22 protein-coding genes are annotated in these 25786 nt (G+C 73.0%); 14 read left to right on the top strand and 8 right to left on the bottom strand.

Annotated features, from left to right (window positions below; translation table 11 throughout):
• Nucleotides 1-429 precede the first annotated feature (429 nt).
• The 6 genes from GEV43_RS54620 to wecB all read right to left on the bottom strand — a co-directional run bounded on the left by GEV43_RS54620 (nucleotide 430) and on the right by wecB (nucleotide 5657).
• Nucleotides 430-1356, bottom strand: coding sequence for a hypothetical protein (locus GEV43_RS54620; RefSeq protein ID WP_309239484.1), 927 nt, complete (start codon nucleotides 1354-1356; stop codon nucleotides 430-432).
• A gap of 265 nt (nucleotides 1357-1621) precedes the next feature.
• Nucleotides 1622-2308, bottom strand: coding sequence for a GTP-binding protein (locus GEV43_RS53645; RefSeq protein ID WP_309239483.1), 687 nt, complete (start codon nucleotides 2306-2308; stop codon nucleotides 1622-1624).
• 243 nt (nucleotides 2309-2551) lie between these two features.
• Nucleotides 2552-2926 (bottom strand): hypothetical protein, encoded by a 375-nt coding sequence (locus GEV43_RS06510; RefSeq protein WP_241682808.1) that lies wholly within the window; start codon nucleotides 2924-2926, stop codon nucleotides 2552-2554.
• A gap of 10 nt (nucleotides 2927-2936) precedes the next feature.
• Nucleotides 2937-4190, bottom strand: a complete 1254-nt coding sequence (locus GEV43_RS06505) for a hypothetical protein (RefSeq protein WP_160819905.1) — start codon at nucleotides 4188-4190, stop codon at nucleotides 2937-2939.
• Nucleotides 4178-4468, bottom strand: a complete 291-nt coding sequence (locus tag GEV43_RS06500; RefSeq protein WP_160819904.1) for a WXG100 family type VII secretion target — start codon at nucleotides 4466-4468, stop codon at nucleotides 4178-4180. Before GEV43_RS06500 ends, GEV43_RS06505 begins: the two co-directional genes overlap by 13 nt.
• A gap of 112 nt (nucleotides 4469-4580) precedes the next feature.
• Entirely contained in the window at nucleotides 4581-5657 is a 1077-nt protein-coding gene (gene wecB, locus GEV43_RS06495) for a non-hydrolyzing UDP-N-acetylglucosamine 2-epimerase (protein WP_160819903.1), read from the bottom strand.
• Nucleotides 5658-5802: 145 nt separating this feature from the next.
• Here wecB and GEV43_RS06490 point away from each other — a divergent pair, with 145 nt between their 5' ends.
• Nucleotides 5803-6753, top strand: a complete 951-nt coding sequence (locus tag GEV43_RS06490; protein ID WP_160819902.1) for a glycosyltransferase family 2 protein — start codon at nucleotides 5803-5805, stop codon at nucleotides 6751-6753.
• Here the strand turns inward: GEV43_RS06490 and GEV43_RS06485 are convergent, their stop codons facing one another.
• Nucleotides 6754-7578, bottom strand: a complete 825-nt coding sequence (locus tag GEV43_RS06485) for a glycosyltransferase family 2 protein (RefSeq protein ID WP_160819901.1) — start codon at nucleotides 7576-7578, stop codon at nucleotides 6754-6756.
• 42 nt (nucleotides 7579-7620) lie between these two features.
• On the opposite strand from GEV43_RS06485, the gene GEV43_RS06480 reads away from it, so the two are divergent.
• The 11 genes from GEV43_RS06480 (at nucleotide 7621) to GEV43_RS06435 (ending at nucleotide 22037) form a co-directional block, all read left to right on the top strand.
• Entirely contained in the window at nucleotides 7621-8220 is a 600-nt protein-coding gene (locus tag GEV43_RS06480) for an acyltransferase (RefSeq protein WP_160819900.1), read from the top strand.
• 172 nt (nucleotides 8221-8392) lie between these two features.
• Nucleotides 8393-13243, top strand: coding sequence for a DUF4082 domain-containing protein (locus GEV43_RS06475; protein ID WP_160819899.1), 4851 nt, complete (start codon nucleotides 8393-8395; stop codon nucleotides 13241-13243).
• Between the two features lie 82 nt (nucleotides 13244-13325).
• Nucleotides 13326-14354 carry a Gfo/Idh/MocA family protein gene (locus GEV43_RS06470; protein WP_160819898.1) on the top strand — a complete coding sequence of 343 codons (1029 nt, stop codon included), beginning with the start codon at nucleotides 13326-13328 and terminating at the stop codon, nucleotides 14352-14354.
• Nucleotides 14351-15307, top strand: coding sequence for an NAD-dependent epimerase/dehydratase family protein (locus GEV43_RS06465; RefSeq protein ID WP_160819897.1), 957 nt, complete (start codon nucleotides 14351-14353; stop codon nucleotides 15305-15307). Before GEV43_RS06470 ends, GEV43_RS06465 begins: the two co-directional genes overlap by 4 nt.
• Nucleotides 15289-16545 (top strand): glycosyltransferase, encoded by a 1257-nt coding sequence (locus tag GEV43_RS06460; protein WP_160819896.1) that lies wholly within the window; start codon nucleotides 15289-15291, stop codon nucleotides 16543-16545. The genes GEV43_RS06465 and GEV43_RS06460 overlap by 19 nt, the downstream gene beginning before the upstream one ends.
• A 5-nt stretch (nucleotides 16546-16550) precedes the next feature.
• Nucleotides 16551-17660, top strand: a complete 1110-nt coding sequence (locus tag GEV43_RS06455) for a DegT/DnrJ/EryC1/StrS aminotransferase family protein (RefSeq protein WP_206681082.1) — start codon at nucleotides 16551-16553, stop codon at nucleotides 17658-17660.
• Nucleotides 17657-18178, top strand: a complete 522-nt coding sequence (locus GEV43_RS47910) for a glycosyltransferase family 4 protein (RefSeq protein WP_206681081.1) — start codon at nucleotides 17657-17659, stop codon at nucleotides 18176-18178. The genes GEV43_RS06455 and GEV43_RS47910 overlap by 4 nt, the downstream gene beginning before the upstream one ends.
• Nucleotides 18179-18204: 26 nt before the next feature.
• Nucleotides 18205-18882 (top strand): glycosyltransferase, encoded by a 678-nt coding sequence (locus GEV43_RS47905; RefSeq protein WP_206681080.1) that lies wholly within the window; start codon nucleotides 18205-18207, stop codon nucleotides 18880-18882.
• The gene (locus GEV43_RS06445; RefSeq protein WP_160819895.1) at nucleotides 18879-20321 is read left to right on the top strand and encodes a lipopolysaccharide biosynthesis protein; all 1443 of its coding nucleotides are present in this window, start codon (nucleotides 18879-18881) and stop codon (nucleotides 20319-20321) included. Before GEV43_RS47905 ends, GEV43_RS06445 begins: the two co-directional genes overlap by 4 nt.
• The gene (locus GEV43_RS06440; protein WP_160819894.1) at nucleotides 20314-20958 is read left to right on the top strand and encodes a NeuD/PglB/VioB family sugar acetyltransferase; all 645 of its coding nucleotides are present in this window, start codon (nucleotides 20314-20316) and stop codon (nucleotides 20956-20958) included. The genes GEV43_RS06445 and GEV43_RS06440 overlap by 8 nt, the downstream gene beginning before the upstream one ends.
• Complete coding sequence (locus GEV43_RS06435) at nucleotides 20955-22037, top strand: DegT/DnrJ/EryC1/StrS aminotransferase family protein (protein WP_160819893.1); 1083 nt, start codon at nucleotides 20955-20957, stop codon at nucleotides 22035-22037. The genes GEV43_RS06440 and GEV43_RS06435 overlap by 4 nt, the downstream gene beginning before the upstream one ends.
• A gap of 21 nt (nucleotides 22038-22058) precedes the next feature.
• Here the strand turns inward: GEV43_RS06435 and GEV43_RS06430 are convergent, their stop codons facing one another.
• Complete coding sequence (locus tag GEV43_RS06430; RefSeq protein WP_160819892.1) at nucleotides 22059-23549, bottom strand: carboxylesterase/lipase family protein; 1491 nt, start codon at nucleotides 23547-23549, stop codon at nucleotides 22059-22061.
• A gap of 85 nt (nucleotides 23550-23634) precedes the next feature.
• Between GEV43_RS06430 and GEV43_RS06425 the strand changes: the two genes are divergently transcribed.
• Nucleotides 23635-24240: a TetR/AcrR family transcriptional regulator gene (locus tag GEV43_RS06425; RefSeq protein ID WP_160819891.1), complete on the top strand. Its 606-nt coding sequence runs from the start codon at nucleotides 23635-23637 to the stop codon at nucleotides 24238-24240.
• A 484-nt stretch (nucleotides 24241-24724) separates the two neighbouring features.
• On the top strand, nucleotides 24725-25780 hold the full coding sequence (locus GEV43_RS06420; RefSeq protein WP_160819890.1) for a methyltransferase domain-containing protein: 1056 nt from the start codon (nucleotides 24725-24727) through the stop codon (nucleotides 25778-25780).
• The last annotated feature ends 6 nt before the right edge of the window (nucleotides 25781-25786 follow it).

Here is a 25786-nt window from a genome sequence, read left to right as displayed (position 1 = left end):
AAGGCCCCGCCGAACCGCTAACCGCGCCCAGCGGTGCTCCCCGCCCGCGTAGCGGGGAGCACCGGCGGGCCACGGCGCCACGCTGTGAGGTCTACCGGCAGATGGAACGTGTGGGTCGCGTCGCAACGGGCTGCGGGCACGGAACCCGATGATCACGACTTTGCCGCGCTCCGTGATCTCCGAGGCGTTCCGTGCCCGCCGCGCCATTACCTGACTTCCTCAAGCAAGTGCACACCTTCCGAGCGGCGAATCTACCCGAGCGCGTGGCGCAGGCCGTCGAGGCTGGAAGTTTTGTTCGCTCTCGCTGAGCGTGGCGAACCCGCAGGGATCTGTGACACTGGTTCTCTTGAATTGATCGGCTGTCAAAGTAACCGGTGCGGGTGTGGCGTCGGCAAGTGGATGACCGAAAATGGGAATGGGGGATTGGGGTCAAAGGGGGGTGTGGTGGCTGAAGGTGTGTTCGAGGGTGCCTTCGCCGCTGGTGAGGCCCGGGAGGCGTTGGTCGAGGGCGTGGATCGAGGCGGCTGGGATCGTGCCTTCCAGAACGGCGGATTCGCCTTGTTGGGACGAGGTCTGGGGGACGGCGCGGAGGCGGGCCAAGGCGGGGAGGACGGTGCCGAGCGTGTCCGCCGGGACGTCGAGGGTGAAGCGGTGCATCGGTTCGTACACGCGGGTGCCGGCCTGTTTCAGGGCGTTTCGCAGGACGATCGGGGTGAGGGCGCGGAAATCGCCGGCGGTGCTCGACATGTTCTTGTCGAAACCGCCGTGGGCGCTGCTCTGCCGTGCGAGGTAGCCCGAGTGCGTCATGGTGACGGTGCAGTCGATGACGCGCCAGCCTTGCGGGCCCCGGCGCAGCGTTTCGTGAACGGTTTCCTCTACCGCTTTGAAGAACGCGTACGGCATCGAGCCCAATTCGACTTCGAGGGCGAACGTTACGCCGGAGGGCGCGGGTTCGACGCGTAGGCCGATGGTCGCCAGATAGGGGTTCGTGGGGGTGTGGAGGAATTCCGCTGCGGAGCCTGTGGCGATGGGGCGTTCGACGTGGACCGTGGTGGTCTCGCGGAACGTGACATGCACGCCGTAGTCGTTCGCGAGGGTGGCTTGGAGGACCTCCTTCTGCACCTCGCCGTACAGCGAGACGGAGGTCTGGCCGTCGTCGCGGCGGACGTTGATCAGCGGGTCCTGCTCGGCGAGCTGGGTGAGCGCGACGTGGAGCGCGTTGTCGTCGGACGGGCGGGACGGCACGACGACCGTTTCCAGCGTGGGCGGGGGAAGTGTGCGGAACGGGTGGGTGTCGAGCCGTTCTCTGAGGGGGCGCGGAGTTCGTCGCCGATGCGGACGGCGGGCAGGCCCCACAGCTTCGCGATCCGCCCGGCGGTGAACGAGGCGGCGGGCGCGTCGGCGCCGTGTTCGAAGACGGTGAGGGCGGTGACCTTGCCCTCGCCGTCGCGGCCGTACCGCAGGCGGTCCCGGACGCGGACGGTGCCGGTGAAGAGGCGCGCGTAGGCGATCTTCTCCCCGGCCGGGCCGCGTTCGACCTTGAAGACCGTGCCGGTGGGCGGCGCGTCGGGGGCGCCCGGCTCGGCGGGCAGGAGCTCGGTGAGGGCGTCGATGAGGGGGGCTACGCCCGCGCCGGTGATCGCCGAGCCGAAGAGGACCGGGTGGACGAGCGCGCGGCGGGTCTGCGCGGCGAGTTCGGTGCGGAGGCGGGCGTACGGGAGCGGGCCGTCCAGGTACGCGGCGAGGAGCGCGTCGTCGTGGCGGGTGAGGACGTCGGCGAGGCGGGCCGTGAACGCGGGATCGTCCGCGCCGTACGGGACGGCGGCGGCGTCGCGGGTGCCGAGGCCGGTGACCGAGGCGAGCGCGACGCTCGCGGGGTGAGCCGGGTCACGAGGACGTCGCGGGCGCCCCGGCGGTCGATCTTGTTGACGAACAGCAGGGTCGGGACGCGCAGCCGCCGCAGCGTCCGCATCAGGACGCGGGTCTGCGGCTGGACGCCCTCCACGGCCGACAGGACGAGCACGGCGCCGTCCAGGACGCCGAGGGCCCGTTCGACCTCCGCGATGAAGTCGGGGTGGCCGGGCGTGTCGATCAGGTTGACCGCGACGCCGTTCGCGGTGAACGAGGCGACAGCGGACTTGATGGTGATGCCCCGGCGGCGTTCCAGCTCCAGGGAGTCGGTGAGGGTGCTGCCCGCGTCGACGCTGCCGACCGCGTCGAGCACTCCGGCGGCGTGCAGGAGCCGCTCGGTCAGGCTGGTCTTACCCGCGTCGACATGCGCCAGGATTCCGAGGTTGAGCGATCGCACGAAGTGTCATGTCCCCTGCGTAGGCGGTGGTTTCCGTCTGGTTGGACATGAGGGTTCCTCGCATGATCGCGTCTCCTCGGTCGCGGATGGCCGCCCGTAGTGCAGCAGACGGGCGGGAAGGCGGGCAACGGGTTTTCAGCGCGGCCGAGCCGTCAGCAGGGTGTCAGGTCGCCAAGGCCCTTGAAGAGGTGTCTCCTGGGCACATCCCTGCGGCCTCGACCACTCTTCGATCGGTCTTTCGTGTCAACTCGTCGGGTAGGTGAGGATCTCGCCGTCACCCAGATCGAGTCGCCAACTGTCTCCGGGTTTCGGGGTCATCGTCAGATGCCAGCGGTTGGAGAAAACGATCCGTTGGGCTCCGGTGTTGAATACGACCCATGATGCGGGGGCGGCTGAGATCAACTCCGACAGTTCATGCTGGGAGAATTCCGAGAGCAGGCGACGATGGGCGTCCGGTGTCCTCGGGCCGAGCGTGTGCACGACCTCGCCGGTGAAATCCAACTCGACATCGCCGGTGAGGCGGAGGAAGAAGCGCGGTGCGGCTCTGACTTCGAGGACCTTGGCGTCTCGAAGTCGGAGGATCTTCCGATCGTCCGTCGTCTGGTAAAGCATGATCATTCCGTCTCTGTCATTCCTTGGGACGCAAGTGGTCGTAGACGTTGCCTATGCTGCTCTCACCTATTCCGGTCGCCGTCTGCGGGTACACGTAACCTGTCTCGGTGTCCACCACCACGTCGGGGTTGGTGTTGTCGCCTATGCCGCGCCACGAGGTGCCGCCCTTTACCGCATGAATCGCGTCCTTGATCTCTTTGATCGTATACCCCATCTTCTTGGCGATCTTCTTCTCGTTCTTCTCAAGGTTCTCGGAATCCGGGTCGCCTGAGGAGTCGTCCCACTCGCGTATTACTGAATCGTCCAGATCGGCTTGGAGGATGCGGAGGTCGGGGGCGTTGGCGGTGCCGATGGTGACCGCGGTGGTCAGGTGGTCGGCGAGGGCGCCTGCGGTGATGACGGTGACGGTTTGGAGGAGTTTGGTGGCGGCTGCGGCGAGGCTGGCGCGGAGGGCGGCGGTGGAGGCTAGGGCGGCGGCGGGGTTTCCGGCGGCGCTGCTTGTCTGGATCTGGGCTTGTTGGACGGCGGTGGCGTACTCGCGGCAGGCGCGGGCGAGGCCGCCGCACAGTTGGGGGAGGCCCTCCAGAAGGGTGGTGGGGGAGCCGGGGGTGTAGATCTTCTTCCAGAAGCCGCCGAAGGCGTCGATGTCGGGGGCGTCGCTGTGGGTCGTGACGGTCCGGGCGTGGGCGGCGAGGCGGCCTTGTGTCTCGGTGAGGGCGGTCTGTGCGCTCTGCCAGGCATTGGCGGCGTCGGTGAGCGCGATGGGATCGCCGGTCGGCCAGTACGCGGAGATGTCGATGATCTCGATGCCGGTCAGGGAGCCCAGGAGGGAGTGCGGCGGGGACTTGCCGGGACCGGCGGCGGGCGGGGGCGGGGGGACGTTCAACGGGCCCGACACCGTGTGGCCGAGAAGCTGGTCGCGGAACGAGCCGCGTTGCCGCGGGACCATGGAGAAGCCGCCGATGACGGAGTGCTGGTCGGCTCGGGTGTGGTTGTTCGCGGTCTGGGTGAGCCCGTGGGACATGCCGCCGACGGAGCGGTGCAACGCGGCGAATCCTTGCCATGCGGCTTGGGCGGCCGGTGTGTAGGCGTTGATGAACGCGGCGGCGGACTTGTCTTTGGCGGGGTTTCCGGCCATGCCGTTGGCAGGGGCAAGGGCGCTGGAGAGGCTGGTCCAGGCGTAGCCGATTCTGTTCTGACCGGAGGCGACGTTCCCGGCCGTCGCCTGAATCAGGTCAGTGTCTATTTTGACGCGGGTCACGCCGACCACATTCGTACGTTAGTGCTGCTTGAGCTGCGAAAATTCCGGTGGGCCCGTGCAATCGTCTGGTGCAGGCGGGCCAGTTCCGCGTGCATGGCCCGGGCGGCCGCGTCCCATCGGGCGCGGGCGGCCGCGTAGGCCCTCTGGTCGTCACCCTCCCATTCGGTGAGGGAATGCGCGAGCTTTCGCTCGAGGTCATCGAGTGCGCTCTCCAGTTCTTGCAGCGCTCTTTGGAAGCCACGCTCCCCCTCGCTGAACGCTGCGAACTCCGCCAGGATCTGTACCACCGATGTCTCCTACACCACGAGTTGACTGGCGGCAACGTATCCGGTGTCAATGCGCCGGGCGCAAGGTGGTTCTGAGATGCGGGCGGCCTAAAACGGTTACGGAGGGTGTTGCCTACTGGAACAGGTGGGTCCTGATCACTTCGGCGATGCGGGGGCCGGCTTTGCCGTCCCAGAGGGGTGGGGTGCGGGGGGTGGTGGGGGCGGCGTCGAGGGCCTTGCGGGCGGCGGACGGGAGTTCGTCCACGGAGACGAGGCGGTTGGTGCCGTGGGTGATGGTGATGGGGCGTTCGGTGTTGGGGCGGATGGTCAGGCAGGGGACGCCGAGGATCGTGGTCTCCTCCTGGAGGCCGCCGGAGTCGGTCACGACGGCGGCGGCGCCGCGGACGGCGGCGATGAACTCCAGGTAGCCGAGGGGGTCCAGGACGCGGACGGACGGGTGGGCGTCGAGGCCGGCGGCGTGCAGGACGGCGCGGCCCCGGGGGTGCAGGGGGATGACCAGGTCGGCCTGCTCGGCCACCTGGTGCAGGCCGCGGACGAGGGCGCGGGCGGTGTCCGGGTCGTCGACGTTGGCGGGGCGGTGGACGGTCGCGAGGACGTAGCGGTCCGGGAGGCCGTGGGCCGCGCGGACAGCGGCCGTGTCGAAGCGGTCGAGGTTGCGCAGGAGCGTGTCGATCATCGGGTTGCCGACCAGGTGGATCCGGTCGGCGGCGACGCCCTCGCGGGCCAGGTGGCCGACCGCCTCGGGGCTGGTGACCAGGCACAGGTCGGAGAGCTGGTCGGTGAGCCTGCGGTTGACCTCCTCGGGCATGGTCATGTCGAACGAGCGGAGCCCGGCCTCGACGTGCGCGACGGGGACGCCGAGCTTGGCCGCGACGAGGGCGGCGGCGATGGTGGAGTTCACGTCGCCGTAGACGACGGCGAGGGCGGGGGAGCGGTCGAGGAACTCGCGCTCCAGGCCGACCATCAGCGCGGCCGTCTGGGCGGCGTGCGAGCCGGAGCCGACGCCGAGGTTGACGTCCGGCTCGGGGAGGCCGAGCTGGTCGAAGAAGATCTCCGACATGCGCGCGTCGTAGTGCTGGCCGGTGTGGATCGTCACCTGGTCCGCGTCGGCGGCGAGCGCGTCGATCACCGGCGCGGCCTTGACGAAGTTGGGACGGGCCCCGAGGACGTGCGCGATCGGTCCGTACATCCATTCCCCCGTGCTCGATGATCAGCTCTGCTGCGAAAGTCGCCCGATGGTCCGGAGCGGAAATCTAGTGAAACATTAGATCCGGTGAAAACGACGGGGAAGGCTTGCCATGGGATTTCTGCGGGAGGCGGACGACGATCCGCGAATGGCCGTTGACGGAGTGTCGGCGGTGGTGGTCACTTTCCGGAACGCGGCGCATATCGAGGCGTGCGCGGCGGCGCTGCGGGAGGCGGCCCCGGCCGTCCCGATGGAGCTCATCGTCGTGGACAACGACTCCGGCGACGGCACCGCGGGCCTGGCCAGGAAGATCGCGCCGGACGCGCGGGTGCTGGAGAGCGGGCGCAACGGCGGGTTCGCGTTCGGCTGCCACGCCGGGGCGGACGTCGCGCGGGGCCGCTGGCTGCTGTTCCTCAACCCCGACGCGCTGCCCGCGCCCGGCAGCGTGGACGCGCTGCTCGACTGCGCGCGCAGCGTCCCGCGCGCCGGGATCGTCGGCGGGCACTGCGTGCGGGCGGACGGCTCGGACGACCCGAGGTCGTGGTGGCGGAGACCCACGCTGTGGTCGCTGTTCTGCTTCGCGACGCTGCTCAGCACGGCGTTCCCCGGCGGCCGGTTCGATCCCGAGGTGCCGCTGCCCTGGTCGGAGGAGGGCACCGAGATCCGCGGCGTTCCCATCGTGACCGGCGGGTTCATGCTGGTCGCGCGGGAGGCGTGGGAGGCGACCGGCGGGTTCGACCGGGCGTTTTTCATGTACGCCGAGGACGCCGACCTGTGCCTGCGCGCGGCGGCGGCGGGGTACCGGCCGCACGTGACGGGGCGGGCGGTGTTCCAGCACGAGGTCGGCGCGTCGTCCGACCCGGCGCGCAAGCAGCTCCTGCTGTTCACCGGGAAGGCGACGCTGGTCAGGCGGCACTTCCCGCGCGGGACGCGGTGGCTCGGCGTGCGGCTGCTGATGCTCGGCGTGCTCGGCCGCGCGCTGCTCGGGCGGGTGCTGACCGCGCGCCCGGAACGGCAGGGCAGGGCCACGACCGGCGGCGACGCGTGGCGCGCGCTGTGGGCGGCGCGCCGCGAGTGGACCGGGGGCTGGACGGCGTGATCACGTACGGCTGCTCTCGTCCCGCTCCCACTGGCCGGTACCGGCCGTCCGGGCGCGCCGCCGAGCGATCACCGCGACGGCCGCGAACACCGCCAGCGACGGGACGAGCCGGGGGTCGCGCCGCGCCATCGCCAGCAGGTCGCGCGTCCCGGTGCGCGCGGACCCGGCGGCCTGGGCGGCGTCGGACGCCTCCAGCTCGCCCGTGCCGCGCACCGCGCGGACCCTGCGTCGCAGCAGGTCGCCCCAGGTGCGCGGCGGATGGACGGTGACGCGGGCGGACGCGACGACGCGGCGTTCGGCGGGCGCGAACGCCTGCGAGGCGGCCAGGTCGTCCGCGATGACCGGCGGCAGCGCCCGCAGCCGCCGGTGCCCCTCCGCGCCGACCCCGACGACGCCGCGCCCGAACAGGCCGCGCCGCACCTCGGGCAGCCGCGTCCACACCCGGTAGTACGCCCGGACGGCCCACGGGCGACCGGCCAGCTCCAGGTCGCGTTCGGGCGCGACGGCGAGCACGCCCGGCTCGTCCAGCGCACGCGCGAGGGCCCGCGCGCCGTCCGCGCCGAGCTGCACGTCGGCGTCCACGTACAGGCGGGGGAAGCGCGTCGCGGCCGCGTCCCCGGCGCGCAGCGCGGCGGCCTTGGACGCCGCGGCCGTCTCCACGACCCGGACCGGGTAGCGGGCGGCGACCTCGGCCGTCGCGTCGGTGCAGCCGTTCGGCACGACGACGATCTCGAACTCCCCGGGGCGCGCCCCGTCCAGCAGCCCGTCCAGCAGCCGCCCGATGACCCGCGCCTCGTCGTGCGCGGGGACCACGATGCTCACCACGTCGGGCAGTATGTCCGATCCGACGACCAGCAGGAGGCAGCCATGGCGGCAGCGCGCGTCCACCCGGGAGCCGACGTCGATCCGTCCGCGACGCTCGGCGAGGACACGGTGGTCTGGCATCTCGCGCAGGTCAGGGAGGGTGCGGTGCTCGGCGGGGAGTGCATCGTCGGGCGCGGCGCGTACGTCGGGCCCGGCGTGCGGATCGGCGACCGCGTCAAGCTCCAGAACCACGCCCTGGTGTACGAGCCGGCGGTGCTGGAGGACGGGGTGTTCATCGGCCCGGCGGTGGTGCTGACCAACGACCTGTACCCGCGCTCGACCGGCGTGGACGGCGCGCTGAAGCGGCCGGACGACTGGGACGCGCTCGGCGTGACGGTGCGGGAGGGCGCGTCGGTGGGCGCCCGCGCGGTCGTCGTCGCGGGCCGGACGATCGGCCGCTGGGCGCTGGTCGGCGCGGGCGCGACGGTGACGGCGGACGTGCCGGACCACGCGCTCGTCGTCGGGACGCCCGCGCGCCGGATCGGCTGGGTCGGCCGGGCGGGCGAGCCGCTGGAACGGGCGGGCGACGGGAAATGGCGCTGCCCGCGCACCGGCGAGATTTATGTCGAAGGGGAGGGACGCCTGGAACGGGTCTCCGGTTGACGCAATTATGTGGCCGGTTCGCGGCCCGTCCGCCCCCGGCCACTTTCGGATCTTTCGCGTTATCACGTCTCTATAGTTCGGGTTGTTTTCGCTGTGGCCGGCGGGGACGGGGCCGAGCCCTGCGCGAAAGGCGCGGGCGGCCCGCTCCGTGCAAACGAACTGGGGGTCGGCCATGTCCGCTGCGCCCGCGCGCCTGAGGAGGACGGCGCTGTTCGCGCTGCTGACGGCGGCGGTGCTGCTGGCGGGCGCGCTGTCGTCCTTCGCCGCGCCCGCGGCGAACGGCGCGGTCGGGCCCTGCGACGCGGGCGGCAACCCGGTGGCGTGCGAGAACACCAAGACGGGCGCGCCGAAGTCGGAGTGGGAGAAGATCGACGGCGGCGGGCAGACGATCGAGGGCTACGCCGCGCAGTTCAGCGTGAACGTCGGCGGCACCGTCCAGTTCAAGATCAACACTCCGGCCCGCGGCTACGCGATCGACGTCTACCGGATGGGCTACTACGGCGGCCGCGGCGCCCGCAAGATCGGCTCCGCGACGCCGTCGGCGGCGCTGCCGCAGCGCCAGCCGCCGTGCGCCAGCGACTCCACGACCGGCCTGGTGGACTGCGGCTCCTGGGGCGTGTCGGCGAGCTGGACCGTCCCGTCGAACGCGGTGTCGGGCGTCTACTTCGCGCACATCTCCCGCACCGACGGGACGAGCGACGACAACCACGTCATGTTCGTCGTCCGCGACGAGTCCAGCCGCTCGGGCATGGTCGTCAAGACCTCCGACACGACCTGGCAGGCGTACAACCAGTGGGGCGGCAACAGCCTCTACCACGGCACGAGCGGCGTCGCCGAGGGCCGGGCCGTCAAGGTCAGCTACAACCGGCCGTTCACCACGCGCGAGAACACCCCGTGGGGCCGCGACTTCGTGTTCGCCAACGAGTACCCGATGATCCGGTTCCTGGAGGCGAACGGCTACGACCTCACCTACCTCGCGACGCAGGACGTGGACCGCGACGGCGCGCTGCTGCGCAACCACCGCACGTTCCTGTCGGTCGGGCACGACGAGTACTGGTCGCGGGGCGAGCGCGAGAACGTCGAGGCGGCCCGCGACGCGGGCGTCAACCTCGCGTTCTTCAGCGGCAACGAGGTGTACTGGAAGACCCGCTGGGAGAACGCCTCGGACGGCTCGCCGTACCGCACGCTGGTCGTCTACAAGGAGTCGACCGCCAACGCCAAGACCGACCCGACGGGCTCGTGGACCGGCATCTGGCGCGACCCGAGGTTCCTGGCGCCGCCCGAGGCCGGCCGGCCGGAGAACAGCCTCACCGGGACGATCTTCACGGTCAACTGCTGCGGCGTCGCGCTGAAGGTCCCGGCGGCGGACGGGAGGATGCGCTTCTGGCGCGGCACGAGCGTCGCGAACCAGGCGCCCGGCGCCACCGCGACCCTGGCCGACCAGACCGTCGGGTACGAGTGGGACGAGGACCTCGACAACGGGGCGAGACCCGCGGGCCTGTTCCGCATGTCGTCCACGACCGCGCAGGTCCCCGAGAAGCTCGTCGCGTACGGCCCGGACGTCGAGCCGGGCACGGCCACGCACAGCCTGACCATGTACAGGGCGCCGAGCGGCGCGCTCGTCTTCGGGGCCGGGACCGTCCAGTGGTCGTGGGGCCTGGACCCCGACCACGACGGCAACGGCGACGCGCCGGAGAGCGCCGACGCGGCGATGCGGCAGGCGACGGTCAACCTGCTCGCCGACATGGGGCACCAGCCCGCCACCCGGCAGAGCGACCTCGCCGCCGCGGCGAAGTCCACCGACACGGCCGCGCCGACGTCGCGGATCACCTCGCCCGCCGGGGGCACGAGCCTCGGCAACGGCGGCCGGACCACGATCTCGGGGACGGCGTCCGACACGGGCGGCGGGCAGGTCGGGGGCGTCGAGGTCTCCACCGACAACGGCGCGACGTGGCATCCGGCGAACGGCCGCGCGTCCTGGTCGTACACGTGGGACGCGGCGGGCAGCGGGCCGACCGTGCTGCGGTCGCGGGCCGTGGACGACAGCGGCAACATCGAGGCGCCCGGCGCCGGCGTGACCGTGGACGTCAAGTGCCCGTGCCGGCTGTTCGGCGACTCGGCCGTGCCGGTCAAGGCGGCCGACGCGGACACGACCGGCACCGAGGTCGGCGTGAAGTTCACCGCGAGCACGGGCGGCTGGGTGACCGGCGTCCGGTTCTACAAGGGGCCCGGCAACACCGGCACGCACACCGGCACGCTGTGGCGGCAGTCGGACGGCGCGAAGCTCGCGACGACGACGTTCACCGGCGAGACCGCGGGCGGCTGGCAGCAGGCGAGCTTCGGGACGGCCGTGCAGGTGCAGCCCGGCGCGACGTACGTCGTGTCCTACTACGCACCGAACGGGCACTACGCGGCCGACGCCCAGTACTTCGCGCGGTCCCCGCTGGTCAACCCGCCGCTGACGGCGCCGCAGACCAGCCCGGAGGCCCCGAACGGCGTGTACCGGTCGGGTAGCCCCGGATTCCCGTCCAGCACCTACCAGGGCGGCAACTACTGGGTGGACGTGCTGTTCGCGACGGTGAAGCCGCCGGACACGCAGGCGCCGACCGTCATCGACGCGACCCCCTACACCGGGTCGTCCAGCGTGAAGACCTCCGCCAGGCCGACCGTGACGTTCAGCGAGCCGGTGCGGGCGGGCACGCCGTCGTTCACGCTGAAGAACGGCGCGACGACGATCCCCGGCACCGCCGCGCTCGACTCCGGCCGGACGGTCGTGACGTTCGCGCCGTCGAGCCCGCTGCCGAGCAACGCGCAGCTCACCGCCACCGTCACCGGCGCGGAGGACGACGCGGGCAACGCGATGGCGGCGTACTCCTACGGGTTCCGGACGGCGAAGGCGCCGCCCCCGCCGGGCACCTGCCCGTGCAGCATCTGGACCGACGACACCGCTCCCGAGGTCGAGAGCGTCAGCGACCCGAAGGAGACCGAGCTCGGCGTGCGGTTCACGCCCGACGCCGACGGGTTCGTCAAGGGCGTCCGGTTCTACAAGGGACGCAACAACGACGGCCCGCACGTCGGAACGCTGTGGGGCGGCAACGGCCAGGAGCTCGCGACCGCGACGTTCTCCGGGGAGTCGACGCTCGGGTGGCAGGAGGTCACGTTCTCCCAGCCGGTCGCCGTCACCGCCGGAACGCCCTACGTCGCCTCGTACCACACGACCAAGGGCTGGTACTCGGCGACGAACGGCGGCCTCAGCGCGCCCGTCGAGAACCCGCCGCTGAAGGCGCTCGGCAACACGACCGGCGCCGGCAACGGCGTCTACAAGTACGGCGCGCGGTCGTTCCCCGACCAGAGCTGGGGCGCGGCGAACTACTGGGTGGACGTGGTGTTCACGCTGCCGCCCGACAACACGCCGCCGAAGGTCGCCTCCGCCAGCCCGTCGGACGGCGCGACGAGCGTCCCCGCGCGGACGCCGGTCCGGGTCACGTTCAGCGAGCCGGTCCGGGAGAGCGGCCCGTCGATCGCGGTGACGAACGGCTCCGCGCCGGTCGCGGGCACCGCGTCGCTCGACAGCGCGCGCCGCGTCCTGACGTTCACGCCGTCCTCGCCGCTGCCCGCCGCGACGCGGCTCACGGTCGCGGTGAGCGGCGCGGTCGACGCGGCGGGCAACGCGATGCAGGGCACCGCGACGTCGTCGTTCACGACCGGCGGGCAGTGCCCGTGCACGCTGTTCGCCAGCGACGCGCGGCCCGGGACGGAGGCCGACTCCGACGGCCAGTCGGTCGAGGTCGGCGTCAAGTTCACGACCGACGCGCCGGGCTGGGTGACGGGCGTCCGGTTCTACAAGGGCCCCGGCAACACCGGCACGCACACCGGGACGCTGTGGCGCCAGGGGGACGGCGCGAAGCTCGCGACCGGCACGTTCACCGGCGAGTCGGCGTCCGGATGGCAGACGCTCACGTTCTCCGCGCCCGTCCCGGTCACCGACGCCACGACGTACGTCGCGTCCTACCACGCGCCGAACGGCCACTACTCCGCAGACGGCGGCTACTTCACCGCCGCGATCGACAACGCGCCGCTGCACGGGCTCGCCAAGGACGCCCCGGGCGGCAACGGCGTCTACCGGTACGGCGCGGGGACCGTGTTCCCCAACAGCACCTACAACGGCGCCAACTACTGGGTGGACCCGGTCTTCTCCACCGCGCAGCCGGGCGACTCGAAGCCGCCGACCGTCGCGGCCGTGTCCCCGGCGAACGGGACGTCCAGCGCGCCGCGCGCGGTGCGGCCCGCCGTGACGTTCGACGAGCCGGTGCAGCCCGCCACGGTCGACCTGACCGTCACCGGGCCGGGCGGGACGCAGGTCGCGGGGGCCGTCGGCTACGACGCCGCGTCCCGCACCGCCGCGTTCACCCCGGCGGCGGCGCTGCCGTGGGACACCCCGTACACCGTGCGGGTGCAGGGCGTGAAGGACGCGGCGGGCAACCCCCTCGCCAACCCCTACACCTGGTCGTTCCGGACGGCGAAGCAGATCCCGGCGGGCACCTCCACCATCTGGACGAACGAGGCGGAGCCCGGCACCCCCGACGTGGACGACGGCGCGTCCGTCGAGGTCGGCCTGAAGTTCCGCAGCGACAAGGCCGGCAAGGTCACCGGCGTCCGGTTCTACAAGGGCCCGGGCAACACCGGCGCGCACGTCGGGAGGCTCTACCGGTCGGACGGGACGCCCCTCGCGTCCGTCACGTTCACCGGTGAGACCGCCGGGGGCTGGCAGGAGGCCAGGTTCTCCACGCCCGTCGCGATCGACGCCGCCACGACCTACGTCGTCTCGTACACGGCGCCGAACGGCCACTACTCCGTCAGCAACGGCGCGTTCGCCTCGGCGGGCGTGGACAGCCCGCCGCTGCACGCCCTGCGGAACGGCGAGGACGGCCCGAACGGCGTCTACGCCTACGGCGGCGGCTTCCCCACCAGCCCGAGCACCTCCAACTACTGGGTCGACGTGATGTTCGAGGAGACACCATGAACCCGACGACCGGCCACGCCGCCGCGGCCGTCCCCCGGGATCGGCACGCCCGGCGGCCCCGCCCGCGCCGACCGGGCTCGCCGTGGTCGGCGCGGGCTACTGGGGCCCGAACCTCGTCCGCAACGCGCAGGCCACCCCCGCGCTGCGGCTGGAATGGCTGTGCGACCTGGACGAGGAGCGCGCCCGCGCCGTCCTCGGCGGCTACACCACCGTCCGCGTGACCGGCTCGTTCGAGGCGGTGCTGAACGATCCGGCGGTCGGGGCGGTGGCGGTCGCGACGCCCGCCGCCACGCACTTCGACCTGGTGCGGGCCGCGCTGGAGGCGGGCAAGCACGTGCTCGTGGAGAAGCCGCTCACCCCCTCGTCGGGCGAGGCGGCGAAGCTCGTGGCGCTCGCCGAGCGGTCCGGGCTCGTGCTGATGTGCGACCACACCTACTGCTACACCCCGGCCGTCCGGAAGATCCGCGAGCTGGTGCGCGGCGGGGAGATCGGCGAGGTCCAGTTCGTGGACTCGGTCCGGATCAATCTCGGGCTCGTCCAGCCGGACGTGGACGTGCTGTGGGACCTCGCGCCGCACGACCTGTCGATCCTGGACTTCGTGCTGCCGCCGGACGCCCGCCCGGTCGCGGTCTCCGCGCACGGCAGCGACCCGATCGACGCGGGCCGCTCCTGCGTGGCGTACCTGTCGATCTGGCTGTCCACCGGCGCGCTCGCGCACGCGCACGTGAACTGGCTCAGCCCGACCAAGATCCGCACGACGGTGATCGGCGGGTCGCGCCGCACGATCGTGTGGGACGACCTCAACCCGAGCCAGCGCGTCTCGGTGCACGACCGGGGCGTGGACCTCGCGTACGCCGGGTCGCTCGGCCGGGAGGAACGGCGCGAGGCGCTCATCTCGTACCGCGTCGGGGACGTGCTCGTCCCCGCGCTGCCCGAGCAGGAGGCGCTGCGCGGGGTGATGGCCGAGTTCGCCGCCGCGATCGCGGCGGGCCGCCCGGCCCTCACCGACGGGCGGGCCGGGCTGCGGGTCGTCCGCCTGCTGGAGGCCGCGACGCGCAGCGCCGCCGCGGGCGGAGCCAGGGAGACCGTCGACATCGGGGAGAACGAATGATCAAGGGTGGCCGCTGCCTCGTCACGGGCGGCGCGGGCACGATCGGCTCGACGATCGTGGACCAGCTCCTGGCGGCGGGCGCCGCCGAGGTGGTGGTGCTCGACAACCTCGTCCGGGGGCGGCGCGCGAACCTCGCCGCCGCGCTCGCCGACGCGCGGGTCCGGCTGGTGGAGGGCGACATCCGCGACCGGGCGCTCGTGCGGTCGGTGACGGACGGCATGGACGTGGTGTTCCACCAGGCCGCGATCCGCATCACCCAGTGCGCCGAGGAGCCGAGGCTCGCCCTCCAGGTCCTCGTGGACGGCACGTACGAGGTGGTCGAGGCCGCCGCCGACCTCGGCGTCCGCAAGGTCGTCGCCGCGTCGTCGGCGTCGGTGTACGGGCTGGCGACGGAGTTCCCGACGCGCGAGGACCACCATCCGTACGACAACGACACGTTCTACGGCGCGGCCAAGACGTTCAACGAGGGGATGCTGCGCAGCTTCCACGCGATGCGCGGCCTCGACTACGTCGCGCTGCGCTACTTCAACGTGTACGGGCCCCGGATGGACATCCACGGCCTCTACACCGAGGTGCTGATCCGCTGGATGGAGCGGATCGCGAACGGCGAGCCGCCGCTGATCCTCGGCGACGGCCTCCAGACGATGGACTTCGTCTACACCGAGGACATCGCCCGCGCCAACCTCCTCGCCGCCGACGGCGACGCCACCGACGAGGTCTTCAACATCGGCAACTGCGAGGAGACGAGCCTGCGGGGCCTCGCCGAGGCGCTGCTGCGGGCCATGGACGCCGACGGCCTCGGCGTGGAGTTCGGCCCGCCGCGCGCGGTGAACGGCGTCACCCGCCGCCTCGCCGACATCTCCGCCGCCCGCGACCGGCTCGGCTGGAAGCCCGAGATCGGCCTGGACGAGGGCCTGCGCCGCCTCGTCGCCTGGTGGCGTGCCGAACGGTGATCGTCTACTTCGCCGGCACCCGCTACCACGGGCGCCCGGGGACCGACCGGCACCTCGCCGACGCGCTCGGCCGGCTCGCGCCCGTGCTGTTCGTCGAGCAGCCCGTGTCGCCGCTGACCCGGTTCGTGCACGCCCACCTGGCCGAGTCGCGGCGGCAGCCCGAGCTCGGCCGGGAGAACGAGCGGCTGTGGCGGCTGACCCCGCGCGTCCTGCCGGGCGCGCACCGGCCGGGCATGCACCACGTGACCGCGGCGCTGATGCGGCGCAAGGCGCGGCGCGCCGCCGCGGCGATCGGGGAGCGCGTGGACGGCGTCGTCGTGACCGTCCCCGGCGACCTGCTCGGCACGGTGCCCGGCGCCCGCACCGTCTACTTCGCCACCGACGACCTGGTCGCGGGAGCCGAGCTGCTCGGCCTGCCGCGCCGCAGGCTGGAGGCGGCCGAGGCCGGCCACCTGGCGCGCGCCGACGCGGTCGCCGCCGTCTCGCCCGCCCTGTGCGAACGGTTCCGGACGCGCGGCCGGGACGCGGCGTTCATCCCGAACGGCTGCGCGCCCGAGGCGTACACCGGCGTGGACGAGGCGCCCTGGCCGGACGACGTGCCCCGCTTCGACCGCCCGGCGGCGGGCTTCGTCGGGCACGTCAACGCCCGCATCGACCTCGGCCTGCTGGAGGCCGTCGCGGACGCCGGGCATCCGCTGCTCATCGTCGGCGCGCTCGCGGGCGGCGCGAAGGGTGGCGGCGACCGGGCCCGCTTCGCCGCGCTCACCGCCCGGCCCGGCGTCACGTGGGTCGGCGCGAAGCCGTTCGGCGAGCTGCCCGGCTACCTGCGCGCGATCACCGTCGGCCTCACCCCGTACGCGGCGGGCGGGTTCAACGAGGCCAGCTTCCCGCTGAAGACCCTCGAATACCTCGCCGCCGGGCGCGGGGCCGTCGCGACGCCGCTGCCCGCGACGGCGTGGCTGCGCGCGGACGGCGACGGCGCCGACCTGATCCGCTCCGAGGCGTCGCCCGACGCGTTCGCCAAGGCGGTGGGGGAGGAGCTCGCCGCCCGCCCGTCGCCCGGACTCGCCGCGCGCCGCCGCGCGTTCGCCCGGCGGCACGGCTGGGACGGCCGCGCCCGCGCGCTCGCGGCCCTGCTCGACCTGCCCGGGGCATCCGTCCCGCCCGACCCCGCGGCACCGCCCGTACCGCCCGTACCATCCGTTCCGCCCGCTCGATCCGAGGGAGACGCCCGTTGATACCGGTGATCAAGCCCGTGCTGGGCGAGGAGGAGGCCGCCGCCGTCGCGGACGTCGTCCGCTCCGGATGGGTGGCGCAGGGCCCGCGCGTCGCCGAGTTCGAGGCGTCGTTCGCGGCGCGGATGGCGGCGGCGCACGGCGTCGCGACCAGCTCGTGCACGACCGCCCTGCACCTGGCGCTGCTGCTGGCGGGCGTCGGCGCGGGCGACGAGGTCGTGGTGCCCTCGCTGTCGTTCATCGCGACCGCCAACGCCGTCCGCTACGTCGGCGCCGCGCCGGTCTTCGCCGACATCGACCTCGCCACCGGCAACCTCACGCCCGAGACGGTCGAGGCCGTCCTCACCACGCGGACGAGGGCCGTCATCGCGGTCGACCAGGGCGGCGTCCCGGTGGACCTCGACGCCGTCCGCGCGGTCTGCGACCCGCGCGGCATCACCGTGGTGGAGGACGCCGCGTGCGCCGCGGGCTCGACGTACCGGGGCCGCCCGGCGGGCGCGGGCGCCGAGATCTCCGCCTGGTCGTTCCACCCGCGCAAGCTCCTCACCACCGGCGAGGGCGGCATGCTCACCACCGGCCGCGAGGAGTGGGCCGTCCGGGCGCGGCGGCTGCGCGAGCACGCGATGAGCGTCAGCGCCGCCGAACGGCACGCCGCCGCCGGGGTGATCATCGAGGAGTACGCCGAGACCGGCTACAACTACCGGATGACCGACCTCCAGGCGGCGCTCGGCCTCGTCCAGCTCCGCCGCCTGGACGCCGTCGTCGCGCGCCGCCGCGAGCTCGCCGCCCGCTACCGCAAGCTGCTCGGCGAGGTGCCCGGCGTCCTCACCGCCGCCGACCCCGACTGCGGCGAGACCAACTACCAGTCGTTCTGGATCCTGCTGCCCGACGGCTACCCGGTCGGCCGGGACGCGCTGCTGCGCGGGCTGTTCGACGCGGGGATCTCGGCGCGGCGCGGGATCATGGCCGCGCACCGCGAGCCCGCCTACGAGGGCGTGCGCGCCGACCTCCCGGCCACCGAGGTGTTCACGAGCCGGTCGCTGATCCTGCCGCTGTTCCACGAGATGACGCCCGTCCAGCAGGAACGCGTCGTCGAGGTCGTCGCGGCGGCCCGATGAGGATCCTGGTCTACCCGCACGCGATGGAGATCGGCGGCAGCCAGCTCAACGCCGTCGAACTGGCCGCCGCCGTCCGCGGCCTCGGCCACGAGGTCGCGGTCGTCAGCGAGCCCGGCCCCCTCGTCGAACGCGTCACGGCGGCCGGGATCGAGCACGTCCCCCTCCCCGCGGACCGCCGCCGCCCGTCCCCGTCCACCGTCCGGCTGCTGCGCGGCCTCGCCGAACGGCGCGGCTTCGACGTCGTCCACGGGTACGAGTGGCCGCCCGGGATCGAGGCGTTCCACGCGATGCGCGGGCGGCGCGGCGCGGCGGCCGTCTGCACGGTGATGTCGATGTCGGTCGCGCCGTTCCTCCCGCCCGCCCTCCCGCTCGTCGTCGGCACCGAGGAGATCCGCCGGACCGTTCTCGAACGGCGCGGCGGGCGGCCCGGCGCGGTGCACCTCATCGAGCCGCCCGTGGACGTCGCCGCCAACGCCCCGACCACCCGGCGGACGGCTTCCGGGAGCGGTTCGACCTGACCGGCGACGCGCTCGACGTCGTCGTGGTGAGCCGCCTCGTCCCCGAGCTGAAGCTGGAGGGCATCCTCACCGCCATCGAGGTCGTGTCGCGGCTGTCCGCCGAGCTGCCGCTCCGGCTCGTGATCGTCGGCGACGGCCCGTCCCGCGGCGAGGTCGAGGCGCGGGCCGCCGCCGCGAACGAGCGCGCCGGCCGCCGCACCGTCGTCGTCACCGGCCCCCTGGACGACCCGCGCCCCGCCTACGCCGCCGCGTCGATCGCGCTCGGCATGGGCGGCTCGGCGCTGCGCGCCCTCGCGTTCGGCCGCCCGCTGATCGTGCAGGGCGAGCGCGGCTTCTTCGAGCTGCTCACGCCCGAGTCGAGCGGCACGTTCCTCGGCCAGGGCTGGTACGGCGTCGGCGGAACGGGCGCCGCCGCGCTGGAGGGCGCGCTGCGCGAGCTGGCCCGCGAGCCCGGCCGCCGCAAGGAGCTCGGCGACTACGGGCGGCGCCTCGTCGTCGAACGGTTCAGCCTGGAGCGCGCCGCCCGCGTCCAGGAGACGATCTACCGGGAGGCCCTCGCGGCGAGCGGCGCGCCCGCCCGCCGGGACGCCCTGGCCAGCGCGGGCGGCGTCCTCGCCTACAAGGTCGCGCGCCGCTGGCAGCGCCTCCGGGGCACCGCCGCCCGGGACGACTTCAACGCCGTCGCCCCGCGGAAGCCCGCATGACGGGCGACGGGACCCTCTACCGCAAGGCGTCGCGGGCGCTCGGATGGAGCTTCCTCAACACCGCCGTCGGACGGCTCGGCACCCTCGCCATCGGCATCGCCCTCGCCCGGCTCCTCGGCCCGCACGAGTTCGGCGCGTTCGCCGTCGCGATGGTCGCGCTGCTCGCCGTGCTCAGCTTCAACGAGCTCGGCGTCAGCCTCGCCATCGTCCGCTGGCCCGGCGACCCCCGCGAGATCGCGCCGACCGTCGCGACCGTGTCCGTCGTCTCCAGCGCCCTGGTCTACGCGGGCTGCTTCCTCGCCGCGCCGCCGTTCGCCGCCGCGATGGGCTCCCCGCAGTCCACCGGCGTGATCCGCGTGCTCACGTTGAACGTGCTGGTCAGCGGGGTCGTCGCGGTCCCCAACACGCTGCTCCAGCGCGCGTTCCGGCAGGACCGCAAGATGATCGCCGACCAGGTCAACACCTGGGGCGGCGCGCTGGTCTCGATCGGCCTCGCCGCCACCGGCATGGGCGCGATGAGCCTCGCCGCCGGACGCCTCGCCGGGGCCGCCGCGTCCGGCGTGCTGTTCGTGCTGTACTCGCCGGAGCCGCTGCGCTTCGGCTTCGACCGCGGCAAGGCCCGCGACCTGCTGCGCTTCGGGATCCCGCTCGCCGGGTCGAGCGTCGTCGTGTTCGCCGTCGCGAACGCCGACCAGCTCATCGTCGGCAACCTCCTCGGCCCGACCGCGCTCGGCTTCTTCGTCCTCGCGTTCAACCTGTCGAACTGGCCGGTCACGATGTTCTCCCAGCCGGTCCGCAACGTCGCGCCCGCCGCGTTCGCCCGGCTCCAGCACGACCCGCCCGCGATGCGCCGCGCGTTCCTGTCGTCCGCCGGGCTCCTCGCCGGGATCACCCTCCCCGTCTGCCTCCTGCTCAGCGGCGCGGCGAAGCCCCTGATCCGGTTCGTGTACGGGGCGTCGTGGGAACCGGCCGCCACCGCCCTGCTCTGGCTCGCGGTACTCGGCGGTTTCCGGGTGCTGTTCGAGCTGTTCTACGACTACTTCGTGGTGCTCGCCCGCACCCGCGTGGTGTTCACCGTCCAGCTCCTCTGGCTGGTCGTCCTCGTCCCGTCCCTGATCGCGGGCGCGAAGCTCGACGGCCTCGCCGGGGTCGGCCTGGCGCACGTCGCCGTCGCCGCCCTCCTCGTCCTGCCCTGCTACCTGTGGGAGCTGCGCCGGGAGGGCATCGCCCCCGTACGGCTCGCGGCCCGCGTCGCCCCCGCCGCCCTCGTCGCCGCCGCGACCGGCGCCGCCGCCGCGGGGGCCGGACGGCTCATCTCCCTCGACGTCATCGCGCTCGGCGTCGCCGGCGCGCTCACCCTCGCCGCCGTCGCGGCGCTCTCGTACCGGATGCGCGACGCCCTGCGCGGGCTCAGGACCATGGAGGGCGCGGATGCCTGACCTGCTGATCGTCGGCGCGGGCGGCTTCGCCCGCGAGACCGCGCAGCTCGTCCGCGCCCTGCCGGGCCGCCGGTTGGCGGGCTTCCTGGAGGACGGAACGTCCCGCCGCGGGACCCTCGTGGACGGCGTGCCCGTGCTCGGCCCGCCCGAGGACGCGACCCGTTCGGACGCCGACGTCGTCGTCTGCACCGGCAGCCCCCGCGACTACGCCAGCCGCGCCCGCATCGTCGCCCGGCTCGCCCTGCCCGCGTCCCGCTACGCGACGCTCGTCCACCCCACCGCGTGGACGGCGGAGTCCTGCGCGCTCGGCCCCGGCACGGTGGTCCTCGCCGGAACCGTCCTCACCGCCTCCGTCACCGTCGGCGCGCACGTCGCGGTCATGCCGCACACGACCCTCACCCACGACGACGTGATCGAGGACTTCGCCACGATCGCGTCCGGCGTACGCCTCGGCGGGAGCGTCCGCGTCGGCGCGGGCGCGTACGTCGGCGCGGGGGCCCTCGTCCGCGAGGGCGTCACGGTCGGCGCGGGCGCCCTGGTCGGCATGGGCGCGGTCGTCCTGGAGGACGTCCCGCCCGGCGAGGTGTGGGCCGGGAACCCCGCCCGCCGCCTACGTTCCCCTGGAGGTTCCGGATGATCCCCTTCGTCGACCTGGCCGCCGCGCACGCCGAGGTGGACGCCGAGGTGCGGGAGGGCTTCGACCGCGTCCTGGCGGGCACGGCTTTCGTGCAGGGCCCCGACGTGGCGGAGTTCGAGCGCGAGTACGCCGCGTTCTGCCGTACCGCGCACTGCGTCGGCCTCGGCAACGGCACCGACGCGCTCGAACTCGCCCTGCGCGCCGTCGGCGTCGGCCCCGGCAGCGAAGTCGTCCTCCCCGCCAACACGTTCGTCGCCACCGCCGAAGCCGTCGCCCGCGCCGGCGCGCGCCCCGTCCTGGTCGACCCGGACCCCGGCACCCTCCTGATGGACCCGCTCGCCGCCCTCCAGGCCGTCGGCGCGTCCACCGCCGCGATCGTCCCCGTCCACCTCTTCGGCCGCCTCGCCCCCATGGACCTCCTCCTCCACGCGGGCGTCCCCGTCGTCGAGGACGCCGCCCAGTCCCAGGGCGCCGAACGCGACGGCCGCCGGACGTTCGGCGCCATCGCCGCCACCAGCTTCTACCCGGGCAAGAACCTCGGCGCCTACGGCGACGCGGGCGCCGTCGTCACCGCCTCACCGGACCTGGCCCGTTCCGTGCGCCTGCTCGCCAACCACGGCAGCGAACGCAAGTACCACCACGAGACCCTGGGCTTCAACTCCCGCCTCGACACCCTCCAGGCGGTGGTCCTGCGCGCCAAGCTCCGCCGCCTGGAAACCTGGAACGCCCGCCGCCAGACCGCCGCCGCCCGCTACGCCGAACTCCTGGCCGACGTCCCAGGAGTCGTCCTCCCCCCGCAGCCGCCCCCGGGCGAGCACGTCTGGCACCTGTACGTCATCCGCGTCCCCGACCGCGACCGCGTCCTCGCCGCCCTCAACGACGCCGGCATCGGCTGCGGCATCCACTATCCGGACCCGGTGCACCTCACCCCGGCGTTCCGCCACCTCGGCCACGCCCGAGGCGACTTCCCGGCGGCCGAAAAGGCCGCCGCCGAAATCCTCTCCCTTCCCATGCACCCCCACCTGACAGAAGCCCACCAGCACCAGGTGGCGGCAGCCCTCCGCGAAGCCCTGCACTGAATTTCCGCCCGCGCGACTCGTCTACGTGAGGTCGAAGGGCGTCGGGTCGTGCCCCTCCCAGATCCGGCGAGAGACCTCTTCCGGGTAAGGCATGGTCGTCGACTCGGCGTCCAGGACGCGAGTCAGCCGCCCCTCGGGCCCGTGGGCCGGCCACCCGGGGGCGCCCGTCTTGGCGAAGCTGACCCACGCCCGCTGCAATTCCCGGGACACCGCCGAGACCTCCGGCGTCGGCCGTTCGCCGAAGAGGTGCAGGCCCGCAGGGCTGTCCAACGTGCCGAACGCCAGGGGGACGTCGAGGCTGTGGCAGGCGCCCAGGACTCCACCGGACGCCGGGGCCGCCAGCCGCAGCTCGAAGAGGAACGACGTGCCTCCGGCCGCCCGGTTCGCCTCGGCCAGCCGCAGTGTGGGCATCCGGAAGAGGGCGTCGGAGTACACCAGTTCGATCAGTTCTTCAGGGGTGGCCCGCGCATAGGCGGCACGGTAGGCGCCCGCGCCGTCCGGTGCCGGGGCGAACAGCTCCAGGGCCGTACGGGCCTCGTCCTCAGTGAAGGTGCCCAGCCGCCCCATCATGACGCTGAACAGCCGGAACTCGTCGCGGGTGTGGCCGGCGAGGATCTCGATCCCGCCCGTACGGCCACCGGCCAGCGCCGTCCAGGGCGGTTCGGTGAGCACCGCGCCGTCGAGCACCGGGCCCACGGCGACACCGGTCTGCGCGAGCCGTCCCCATCTCTCGCGGTGCCCGGCGAGGTCGGCGCCCAGAGCGGTCAGCTCGCCGGCCAGGAGCGAGGGGTCGACGCCGGACAGGGCCTCAACGTCACGCGCCGCACCGACCCGGCCCGCGAGCGCGTCGGCGACCTCTTCCGCCAACGCGCGGGTGCACAGCGTTCCCGGAACCGAGTGCACGATGGCCCTGCGGAACAACCCGTGCGCCTGCTTCATCGTCATGAGGGCAGCGATCGACCCCGCCCCGGCGGACTGCCCCGCCACCGTGACCTGGTCAGGGTCTCCGCCGAAAGCGGCGATGTTGCGCCGCACCCATTCCAAGGCCGCGATCTGGTCGAGGAACCCGCGATTGGCCGGGGCGCCCTCGACAAGGGCGAACCCCTCGGCCGCCACCCGGTAGTTGATGCTCACCACGACCAGGCCCGCGCCGGTCAGCGCCGCGGGGTCGTACATCGGATCGCTGGAGGCCCCCGCGATATAGGCGCCGCCGTGGATCCACACGAGCACGGGCAGCCCGGACGTCCCGAGGGCCGGGGTGCTGACGTTGAGCGTGAGCCACTCGTCGTTCCCGACCGAGCTCTCGGCCGTCGGCCCCGCCTGCGGCACGACGGGTCCGAACTCGGTCGCGGGCCGCGCCCCGTCCCACTTCACGACCGGCACAGGCGCCTGGAACCGCAGCGCCCCGACCGGCGGCCGAGCATAGGGAATGCCGCGGAACACCGCATGCCCTCCACATCGGCGCCCCACAACGAGCCCCTCCGCGGTCCGCACCCTTGGCTCTTCGGACATGCCACGCCCTTCCTCCGTGAACGGACGTCCAGCCTTTACCGGTCACCTGTAATATGTCAACCGTATTGGAACAGGGAGGCGGACCATGCCCAAGCAGGTGGACCATCGCGAACGCCGCGAGGCGATCGCCCGAGCACTGTGGCGCGTGGTGGAACAGCGCGGCATCGCGCACGCCAGCGTCCGCGAGGTCGCGCAGGAGGCGGGCATCTCCCACGGCGCGGTGCAGCACTACTTCGCCACCCGCGAGGAGATGCTGGTCTTCGCCATGGACTACGCGTCCGAACGGACCTCACGCCGCGTCGCCGAAGCCGTCAGAGACCTCGGCGACCCGCCACACCCCCGTGACGTGCTCCGAGCGATGCTCACGGAGATGCTCCCCCTGCATCCCGACGCCCGCGCGACGAGCCGGATGAGCGCCGCCTACGTCCTGGAGGCGCTGCACGACGCGAACATCCGCACCCGCGCACGCGACGGCCTGACCCACGGCCGCGACCTCGTCGAACGGATCGTCCGCCAAGCGATCACCGACGGCCACATCGGCTCCGACCGCGACCCGGCGACGGAGACCGACCTGCTCCTGGCACTCACCGGCCTGACTCCCCTCATCGAACTGAACGTGATCGCCCCCCAAGCGGCCCTGACCGCCCTCGACCAACACCTCAACCGCCTGTTCACCACCCCGAAACCCTGACCCCACCCCAACACCACCGAACCACCACCCCCAGCCCGACCGCCCCCGGTGACGCCCACGGCCGACCGCGTATTTCTCGTTCGCCCCGGCGGAGTCTTGCTGTCCCGTACGCCCACGCTTTGAGGCAGCGTGGCCAACTACACGCACCGTGCCGTAGAGGCCGCTGTGCCGTTCTTCACGGACAACAAAATATGCCGGTCTCGGCGTCCTGTTCCCAGCGTTGTTCAGAGACGCTGAAGGCGGCACGATCTGGCTCAACTCACCGGAAAACCCGATCAGCATCTGAAAACCGTAGGACGGCTCGCGGATGGGGTGGGCCGGGACACCTCAAACGTGGCGTCGAGCCGCGTTATGGCAAGGAGGTACAGCACCATGGGTAAGCACGAGGATCCGGCGGAGAAGAACGGTCACAAGCCGGACAAACCTATTCCGCCGCCGAACAAGGATGACAAGGGCGACGGCAAGCGGGGGAAGTGATCGGCTGATGGGAGACGTCGCGCAGCGCACCGAGGCGCTGATCGAGCGGCTGGCCGCCGCCGGATGGCTGACGCAGGCGTCCATCAAGGAAGCGCTGCGTGACGTTCCCCGGCACGTGTTCGCGCCTCCGGTGGCCTGGACCGGCGAGGGCGGCCGGGTACGGAAGCGATCCGCCCCCGAAGCCTGGCTTGATCTCGTCTACGGAGATGATGCGCTCATCACGCAGCTCGATGACGGGGCGACCGACCTGGCGGCCGGCGCGGGACATTTCACCTCGTCGTTGTCGGCGTCGAGCACCGTGGTGTCGCTGCTGGAACTGCTCGACGCCGAGCCGGGGCACCGCGTTCTGGACGTGGGCACCGGCACCGGCTGGACGGCCGCGCTGCTGTCGCGTCTGGTCGGTTCGGAGAACGTCGTCAGCGTCGAGGTCGATCCCGCGATCTCGGAGCGGGCCGCCGCGAACCTCAAGCAGACGGACGTCTCTCCGCGGCTGGTCGTGGGCGACGGTGCCCGGGGCTGGACGCGAGAAGCGCCCTACGACCGGGTGCACGCCACCTGCGCGGTCGCGCGCGTGCCGTACGCGTGGGTGGAGCAGACCCGCCCCGGCGGGGTGATCGTGACACCCTATGCCCCGGGGTTCGGTTCCAGTCATGAGCTGCGGCTCGTGGTGATGCCGGACGGGACGGCCGTGGGCGGGTTCGCCGGCTACGCCTCGTACATGATGATGCGGAAGCAGCGGCACCCCGAGTGGGACCCGTCCGGCAGGCCCGCGGAACGGACGACGACCGATGTCGACCCTCGGACGATCGGTTACGCACCGGCGGGCGCGGACCTGGCGATGGGGCGGCGCTGCCGGGCGTGTGCGCCAGGGGCATACGCGACGGCGACGCCTACACCCTGCGGATCTGGGGGCCGGACGCCTGGGCCAGCGCCCGCTACGAGCCCGGCCGCGTCTCCTTCGAGGTCGAGCAGGGCGGGACCAGGCCCCTCTGGGACTTGGCGGTGTCGGCCTACTTCGGCTGGATCACCGACCGCAGTCCCGGCCGCGACCGATTCGGCCTGACAGTGA

Origin of the sequence: Actinomadura sp. J1-007, assembly GCF_009793335.1 — a bacterium.
Lineage (GTDB): Bacteria > Actinomycetota > Actinomycetes > Streptosporangiales > Streptosporangiaceae > Spirillospora > Spirillospora yumaensis.
This window is presented reverse-complemented; position numbering and strand designations above follow the sequence as displayed.

Excerpts from the sequence above, each read along its gene's own strand:
- GEV43_RS06465 (WP_160819897.1), top strand. The coding sequence starts at position 14,351 with ATGATCAAGGGTGGCCGCTGCCTCGTCACGGGCGGCGCGGGCACGATC.
- GEV43_RS06475 (WP_160819899.1), top strand. The coding sequence starts at position 8,393 with ATGTCCGCTGCGCCCGCGCGCCTGAGGAGGACGGCGCTGTTCGCGCTG.
- wecB (WP_160819903.1), bottom strand. The coding sequence starts at position 5,657 with ATGTACGGACCGATCGCGCACGTCCTCGGGGCCCGTCCCAACTTCGTC.
- GEV43_RS06425 (WP_160819891.1), top strand. The coding sequence starts at position 23,635 with ATGCCCAAGCAGGTGGACCATCGCGAACGCCGCGAGGCGATCGCCCGA.
- GEV43_RS06490 (WP_160819902.1), top strand. The coding sequence starts at position 5,803 with ATGGCCGTTGACGGAGTGTCGGCGGTGGTGGTCACTTTCCGGAACGCG.
- GEV43_RS06510 (WP_241682808.1), bottom strand. The coding sequence starts at position 2,926 with ATGATCATGCTTTACCAGACGACGGACGATCGGAAGATCCTCCGACTT.
- GEV43_RS47910 (WP_206681081.1), top strand. The coding sequence starts at position 17,657 with ATGAGGATCCTGGTCTACCCGCACGCGATGGAGATCGGCGGCAGCCAG.
- GEV43_RS06430 (WP_160819892.1), bottom strand. The coding sequence starts at position 23,549 with ATGTCCGAAGAGCCAAGGGTGCGGACCGCGGAGGGGCTCGTTGTGGGG.
- GEV43_RS06445 (WP_160819895.1), top strand. The coding sequence starts at position 18,879 with ATGACGGGCGACGGGACCCTCTACCGCAAGGCGTCGCGGGCGCTCGGA.
- GEV43_RS06420 (WP_160819890.1), top strand. The coding sequence starts at position 24,725 with ATGGGAGACGTCGCGCAGCGCACCGAGGCGCTGATCGAGCGGCTGGCC.
- GEV43_RS06435 (WP_160819893.1), top strand. The coding sequence starts at position 20,955 with ATGATCCCCTTCGTCGACCTGGCCGCCGCGCACGCCGAGGTGGACGCC.
- GEV43_RS06440 (WP_160819894.1), top strand. The coding sequence starts at position 20,314 with ATGCCTGACCTGCTGATCGTCGGCGCGGGCGGCTTCGCCCGCGAGACC.
- GEV43_RS06480 (WP_160819900.1), top strand. The coding sequence starts at position 7,621 with ATGGCGGCAGCGCGCGTCCACCCGGGAGCCGACGTCGATCCGTCCGCG.